This window comes from Arthrobacter sp. P1_A5, assembly GCF_056406825.1.
In genome coordinates this window covers 1-6,626 of record NZ_JBFTZL010000192.1, presented here as the reverse complement: position 1 = coordinate 6,626, position 6,626 = coordinate 1, and the positions used below count along the sequence as shown (strand labels likewise).

General features: G+C 62.0%; 7 protein-coding genes and 1 pseudogene. 4 read left to right on the top strand and 4 right to left on the bottom strand.

What is annotated here, in order from left to right; genetic code table 11:
* Positions 1–158: 158 nt before the first annotated feature.
* Positions 159–1,118 (top strand): carbohydrate kinase family protein, encoded by a 960-nt coding sequence (locus tag AC1D1S_RS18130; RefSeq protein WP_476995103.1) that lies wholly within the window; start codon positions 159–161, stop codon positions 1,116–1,118.
* 196 nt (positions 1,119–1,314) lie between these two features.
* Here the strand turns inward: AC1D1S_RS18130 and mmuM are convergent, their stop codons facing one another.
* Positions 1,315–2,322, bottom strand: a complete 1,008-nt coding sequence (gene mmuM / locus AC1D1S_RS18125) for a homocysteine S-methyltransferase (protein WP_476995102.1) — start codon at positions 2,320–2,322, stop codon at positions 1,315–1,317.
* Positions 2,323–2,645: 323 nt separating this feature from the next.
* Between mmuM and AC1D1S_RS18120 the strand changes: the two genes are divergently transcribed.
* The 3 genes from AC1D1S_RS18120 to AC1D1S_RS18110 are packed head-to-tail and all read left to right on the top strand — an operon-like array spanning position 2,646 to position 4,653.
* Complete coding sequence (locus AC1D1S_RS18120; protein WP_476944996.1) at positions 2,646–3,095, top strand: hypothetical protein; 450 nt, start codon at positions 2,646–2,648, stop codon at positions 3,093–3,095.
* Positions 3,092–3,844, top strand: a complete 753-nt coding sequence (locus tag AC1D1S_RS18115; protein ID WP_028275200.1) for a cyclase family protein — start codon at positions 3,092–3,094, stop codon at positions 3,842–3,844. Before AC1D1S_RS18120 ends, AC1D1S_RS18115 begins: the two co-directional genes overlap by 4 nt.
* A 32-nt stretch (positions 3,845–3,876) precedes the next feature.
* Complete coding sequence (locus AC1D1S_RS18110; protein WP_243177962.1) at positions 3,877–4,653, top strand: IclR family transcriptional regulator; 777 nt, start codon at positions 3,877–3,879, stop codon at positions 4,651–4,653.
* Here AC1D1S_RS18110 and AC1D1S_RS18105 read toward each other — a convergent pair.
* The 3 genes and pseudogenes from AC1D1S_RS18105 to AC1D1S_RS18095 all read right to left on the bottom strand — a co-directional run.
* Positions 4,650–5,450, bottom strand: coding sequence for an IclR family transcriptional regulator (locus AC1D1S_RS18105; RefSeq protein WP_476995101.1), 801 nt, complete (start codon positions 5,448–5,450; stop codon positions 4,650–4,652). The genes AC1D1S_RS18110 and AC1D1S_RS18105 overlap by 4 nt on opposite strands.
* 31 nt (positions 5,451–5,481) lie before the next feature.
* Complete coding sequence (locus AC1D1S_RS18100; RefSeq protein ID WP_476995104.1) at positions 5,482–5,952, bottom strand: alanine racemase C-terminal domain-containing protein; 471 nt, start codon at positions 5,950–5,952, stop codon at positions 5,482–5,484.
* A gap of 24 nt (positions 5,953–5,976) precedes the next feature.
* Positions 5,977–6,539 (bottom strand): annotated as a pseudogene (locus AC1D1S_RS18095) (alanine racemase); the annotation flags it as partial.
* Between the last annotated feature and the right edge of the window lie 87 nt (positions 6,540–6,626).

The following is a 6,626-nucleotide window of genomic DNA, read 5'->3' as shown; positions in this document are numbered from 1 at the left end:
ACGCAGTGGCGATCATGACCGGCGCAGCCACCGCCTGAGGTCCGGCTAGTACCCTCCCGCTCTACCGGARCCCCTTCTCCGCCCGCGGACCTCCCCCAGGTCCGCGGGCGGATCCATACCGGGAGTTCCCATCATCACCATCCCACGAGAGACAGACCATGGATTACCTCACAACAGCCCGGAACGACGCTCACCAGATGCTCGACGTCATGGTCATAGGCGAAGCGCTGATCGACGTGGTCACCACGTCGCACGACACGGTAGAACACCCCGGCGGCTCACCGGCCAACGTCGCCTACGGACTTGGCCGCCTGGCCGTCACCACAGGTCTGCTCACAGCCATAGCTCCGGACGCGCGTGGGATTTCCATCGAAAACCACCTCAGCAGCGCAGGCGTCATACTTCTGCCCGGATCAAAATCCCTCACCAAAACGGCATCGGCCACAGCAACCCTTGAACCCGACGGCTCCGCCAAGTACGACTTCGACATCTCCTGGGACCTTGCCCCGACAGCCCCCACCTACTTCCCAAAAATCCTGCACACCGGATCCATCGCCACTTTCCTTAATCCCGGCGCTGGCGCCGTGAAATCCCTGCTCGAACAAGCCCGCACACACTGCATGGTCACCTATGACCCGAATATCCGTCCAGCGCTGCTCGGCAGCCACAGGGAAGCTTTGGCCACCTTCGAAGAGCTCGTGCCCCTAACCGACGTCGTCAAACTCAGCGACGAAGACGCCCACTGGCTGTACCCCCAAAAAAGCCTGGACGAAACCGCAGCACACATCCTCGGTCTGGGCGCCGGACTTACCGTCATCACCAAAGGCGCCGACGGCTCACAATTCACCACCGCCGCCGCTAACATCAGCATTCCCGCCGTGAAGTCCAAAGTTGCCGACACCATCGGTGCCGGGGACTCCTACATGTCCGCCCTGATCCTGGGCTTTCTCACCCGAGGAACCGAAGGCTTCGCCCCAGCTGTCTTGGAGCAGCTTGGACACACCGCAGCTGCAGCCGCGGCCATCACCGTGCAGCGCCCGGGAGCAAACCCCCCGACCCTGGAAGAACTCAACATCGCAATCGAAGCCCATTCCGGCGCCCAATACGGGGGTTCCTGAACCACCTAATCAAATGACGGTGTCACACAAGACCGTTCACGAAATAAGATGGTCGCCGCCTATCTGAGGCGGCCCGCCGCGTTTCGTGATCCGTGTCCGCGAACGGCGGTGCTGCTGCGCAGATCCCGATATATCGCTACTCAATAGGGGACATTGCCACTTAGGTTAACTGCGTATAGGCCAAGTCCGTGACGCGTCAGAGGTTTTTTGCGCCAGCAGCACCAACCGGTCGATATCCAGGTTTGTGAGTTTCTGACAGCGCCGTCACGGCGGCAATATCCTGTGGGGTCGTTCGACAGCACCCACCCACGAGCCGTGCACCAAGTTCACGCCAGATTGGCGTTCCCTCCGCAAGGCTTGCGGGCTGTTTGGTATCGGGGCCTGAAGTTCTCGCCGCGGCCGGACCCCACGTTTTGGTGACTGCGTCATAGCTTTCGCCCGAATTCGGATATGCGATCAGGGGCGTATCAGTGGCTCTGCCCAGGGCCTCCAGCGATGGGGAGACCAGCTCCAGCGGCACGCAGTTCACGCCGATAGCCGCCACGAGCGGCTCCGCCGAAAAGAGCTTTGCCGCCTGAGCCAGCGGCGTACCGTCGCTGAGGTGGCCGCCATCCCGTAACGTGAAGGAGAGCCAGGCTTCGACGTCAAACTCTTTCATGAGTGCCAGCAGGGCCTCGGCCTCCGGCAATGAAGGCAGCGTTTSACAGGCAAGAAAGTCCGCTCCGGCCGCCACCAGCGCTGCGATTCGAGGCCGGTGGAACTCCAAAAACTCGTTTTGGCTGAGGACATAGTCGCCTCGGTATTCCGATCCATCGGCAAGGTACGCGCCGTAGGGCCCGACCGATCCTGCAACCAGCAGGGGGCCCGCATCCGGTTTTTCCGTCAGGTACTCGCGGCGTGCCTCGTCGGCCAGGCGCACACTCAATGCCACCCGCTCCAGGGCCGCTTCCTCGCCGATGCCGCGGCGCGCAAATCCCAGGGGTGTGGCTTGATAGCTAGCCGTGATGGCGACAGCGGCTCCGGCGCGGAAGTAATCGTGGTGTACGCGCTTGACCAGTTCCGGTTGCTCCAGAAGGACTTTAGCCGACCACAAAGGGTCTTCCAGATCGCAGCCGTGCGCTTCAAGCTCGGTGGCGAGTGCACCGTCCACGGTCAGGTTCGCTCCGGCGTCGAGTGTGCGGGAAAGCAAGGTGTTACTGGGCATCGTTCACGGCTCCAAGCATTTCGGTTTGTTCTTTCCTGCCGGGCAGTTGCGGCGCCTCGCGGCCCGGCAATGCAAGGTAGCACAGCGTGCAGTGCCAAAAGGCGCAGTGCAGCCCGTGGCTTGCAGATGACGGTCAGCAGCCGCTAGCGCTGACCGGTGTTCCGCGGCTCAGTCACGCCCAGAGTCTGGCGGATGTGCCGAGAGAACGCGCCCCCCTCCAATGGTGTGCGTAATAAGCATTTGTTCATGCTTGTAATGCACATCACTCTATGCCACCATAGCCTTCAGACACCATCTGCGAACTGCCCAGGAAGAGGCCTCCCTTGAAAATTGCAATGAAATCAGTCCGCAAGCTGCGCGTGCATTGGCCCATAGCTTCGGAAACTTTCTCGCGGCTCGCCAGGGGCGACGCAGAAGCGTTCAAAGATGAGGCCGGCATCGCGGCCCTGCTCCAGGCTTCGTCGGAATCCCCTGACTTAGGGGATTTTGGCAACTACAGGCATGTATTTGAATCCGGCCTGGGCTTCGAGGGTTTCACCTGCACTGAAGGCGCTAACCCTACGTTGGGGCAGGTGGGGCAGCGGACAATTTCGCCTACCTTGGTCTTCACGACGTATTTCGATGCGGCGCTCCCTGACGCCGCCGTGGAACGCTTCCTGCAGCACATCGTGGATATCCATCCCTGGGAGGTACCGGTCATCGAACTGACGGGCCCGGTCAGCGTCTCCAGCACAGCCCTTCCCGCACTCTTTGAGAGCGAGGCCACATCATGATTGAAGCCACCACGGCCGGACTTTGGGACGGTCTGCAGGCGTTGCTGGCGGGCAGGTCATTCACCGATCTGACGCACGCCTTCCACCCCGGCCAGCCGCATTTCCCGGCCTTCCCCGACGAAATCAGGGAGGCGGTCTTCGACCTGGAGAAAGGCGACGGTTTCACCGCTCACCGCTATTCGATCATCGGCCAATGGGGTACGCACGTTGACCCTCCCTCGCATTTCATCCGCGGGGGACGGACCTTGGACCAGATTCCTGTGGAGGACATGGTCCTTCCACTGGCCATCCTCGACATCACCGCGCGGGTCACCGCAAATGCGGACGCCACTCCCACGATGGAGGACGTCCAGGCATGGGAGCGTCGCAACGGTGCCATCGCACCGGGGTCCTTTGTGGCGTTGCGGACAGGGTGGAGCCATCGTTGGCCCGACACCGACGCCATGGCAAACAGGGACGATAAGGGGGCCAGCCACACACCTGGCTGGTCCCAGGAAGTCCTCTCCTTCCTGATCGAGGAGCGGTCGGTAACTGCCGTCGGCCATGAGCAGACGGACACAGACCCGGGACTGGCTACGTCCCGCCAGGATTTCAGCTTGGAGACCTATGTCCTGGCGCGGAACCGGTGGCAGATCGAGCTGATGGCGAACCTGGACGGACTTCCAGAAGCCGGCGCGATCCTCATTGCAAGCTGGCCGAAACCCCTGCACGGCAGCGGCTTTCCAGCCCGTGTCTTCGCCATCCACTAAGACACGTTGGTGCAGTGACTAGAATCGGATCCATGTCTAAGACGTCCAGCATGGGCCGGGGAATCATGGCTGTCCTCGCGGTGGGCTCCCGCAACGCAGAAGGCCTGTCTGGCGGAACGGTCGCTGATATAGCAGCCGATCTGGGCAGGGACCGCAGCCAGGTTTCGCGCAGCCTGCGGACCGCCGAGCAGGAGGGGTTTCTGGCACGCGGAGACCACCGGTCCTACACAATGAACTGGTCGCTCCTGACAGACGCACAGCTGTTGACAGAGCAACGGCTGCAGACCGACGGCGTAACCGCCCTGGAAGGCTTGGCCGGTGAAACAAACGAAGGATGCTTCCTTGGAGTTATGAGCGGAAACAGTACTGTCACCATCGGTGAGCGTGTTCCGGCAAGTAGCAACATGGTCGGTTCGTGGCTGGGCCGTCCCTACCCGGCGTATTGTAGCGATGCCGGCCAGGCCCTGCTGTGGGAAGCCTCGGACGCCCAGGTCCGAACCATTTTCTCCGGCGTTCCCTTCGTGCGCCATGGCCCCAATACACCGCTTGACGTCGAGGACTTCCTGTCACGACTGCGCGGGGCGCGGGCACGGGGGTACTCCGTTGTCGACGAGGAAGCCGAACCAGGACTTTACTCCCTGGCCGTTCCGATTCGCGACTTCAAGGGCGATGTGGTGGCAGCGCTTCAGGTCGTCGGCGCCAAGACACGCTTGGAGCCGCGCCTGGAGCTATGCGCCACGGCTCTCGTGTCCTGGGGAAAGTGGCTTGAGTCAGCGTTGGGTCACGCGGCGCCGCAGAACCGGCCCTAGCTGGCAAGGCCCTTMCGGACCGCGTTGCCCCGGGGACGGCCCTCAAAGGACCCCAGCCGCTCGGCTGCTGCCGTAAGGGCCTTTGCAATGTCATTGGTGCTGGGTTTGATCTCGGCCCGGCTGCCGAGGACGCTGAGCGCGGCAAGAATCGATCCTTCAGCGTTGCGGACCGGAACGGCCAGTTCGTAGATTCCGTGCTCGAATTCTTCCTCCGCGACAATGAAGCCCCGCGCCCTGTCCCGGTCCATCAGTTCGGCGACTTCTTGCGGCGAATGGGCCGCCCCCGGACCGCCTACGCCGATAAAGTTGACATCCTCGAGAAGGACTTCCACGGCTGGCTGTTGGTCGTCCCACAGCAAGGCCCGTCCGGAGCCGGTACACCACACGGGCGTCACCATGCCGGGTTTAACGAAACTGCCGGGTACCGCATCGTTACTGGAGGCCCGCAGGAGAACGACCCGGAAGCCATCACGGACGGAAACCCTGGATCTAAGGCCGAAAGAAGCCACTAAGGCCTCAAGTTCGGTTTTTGATTCGCGGACCCAGCCGGTATTCAGCGCTGCGGCCAGGCTGAAAAAACGTGGACCGGTTCGGAAGGGACCGCGTTCGACTCGCTCCAGCAGTCCCAGCTCACACAATTCCTGCGTCAGCCGTGAGACGCGGCTTTGTTCCATATCCAGCTCGGATGCGAGCTGGGAAACGCCGAGAAGCCGCCTGCCCCGCTTCTCCCGGTCTGCGACCAACCGAACTATTCGAAGTCCTTGGGCCATGGACGACGCTTCCGAGGAAGAATCCATGCTCCGTGCTCCTTCCGCCCGATGACTACGCCTATTGTGACATGTCTTCATTGTTGACCAGGACGCGGTTTCCTTGCGCCCACACAGTGTAGAGGTCAGCGAGTATCGCTGACCTCGCTGCTTCCAGTTCTGCGGGAGCGATTTCTGCGCGTCCCTGCCGCCCGAACAGCACGACTTCGTCTCCAGGGGAAACTCCCGCCACGTCGGTGACGTCGACAACCATGGAATTCATCGAAACGATGTCGACTATGGCAGCGCGTCGGCCGCGGACAAGCACGCTGCCTTGGCTGGCCAGTGCCCGCCGGTAACCATCTCCGTAACCCGCTGTCACTGATGCCAGCCTTGAGTCCCGGTCCAAGGTGTGGGTTAGCCCGTAGCCGACCTTGGTACCTGCTGCATAGCTATTAATGGAAGCGATCCGGGCTTTGAAGGCCAAACACCGTTGGAAGTGCCCTGTTGTAGGTTCCGAATCGCCGTAGAGGACTGCCCCGGCACGGACCATGTCCAGCCACGAGCCGCGGACGTGCAGCGCGGCGTAGGAGTTGGCACAGTGGAGCAGCACGTCCTCCCGGCGCGTTCCGGTCAGTTGGAGCAGCGTCAACGCCTGACTGCGGAAACGAAGTAGAGCCGTTTCGATATGGCCGGTATCGTCCTTGGGAAAATGAGTCATGATCCCGGCCAGTATGAGCCCAGGGTGGCTCACGATCCCTACCGCAGATGCCCACCCAAGCGTGGACGAGACGTCGAGGCTGTGCCTGCTGATCGCGGAAGCGTTGATATCGAGGTGAATGCGGATCGCCGTCCGGCCTCGGCAGCGATCTTGTGCATCTCCCAGGCGCTCTGCGGGTCGGCAACAAGTTCTTCGACTCCGTGACGCATGCCGGCCTTGATCTCCTGCGGAGCCGCGGCACGGACACGCAAAATCCGGCCCGCAAAACCGCAGCGGCGTGCAATGGCTGCCTCCTCGTTACTTCCTACTCCGACGAAGGGGACGCCTAGACGAACAAGGGAAGGGAGTAAAAGGTCAGCTCCGTGTCCGTATGCATGGGACTTGACCACTGCGCACAAGAGCGCCCGGTTATCGATCATAGACAGGAGGTTCCGGACGTTTGACTCGAAAGCTGCTGCGTCAATCTCCAGCCAGCTGCCGGCGTCGAGGCCCGAACTGCGTACGCG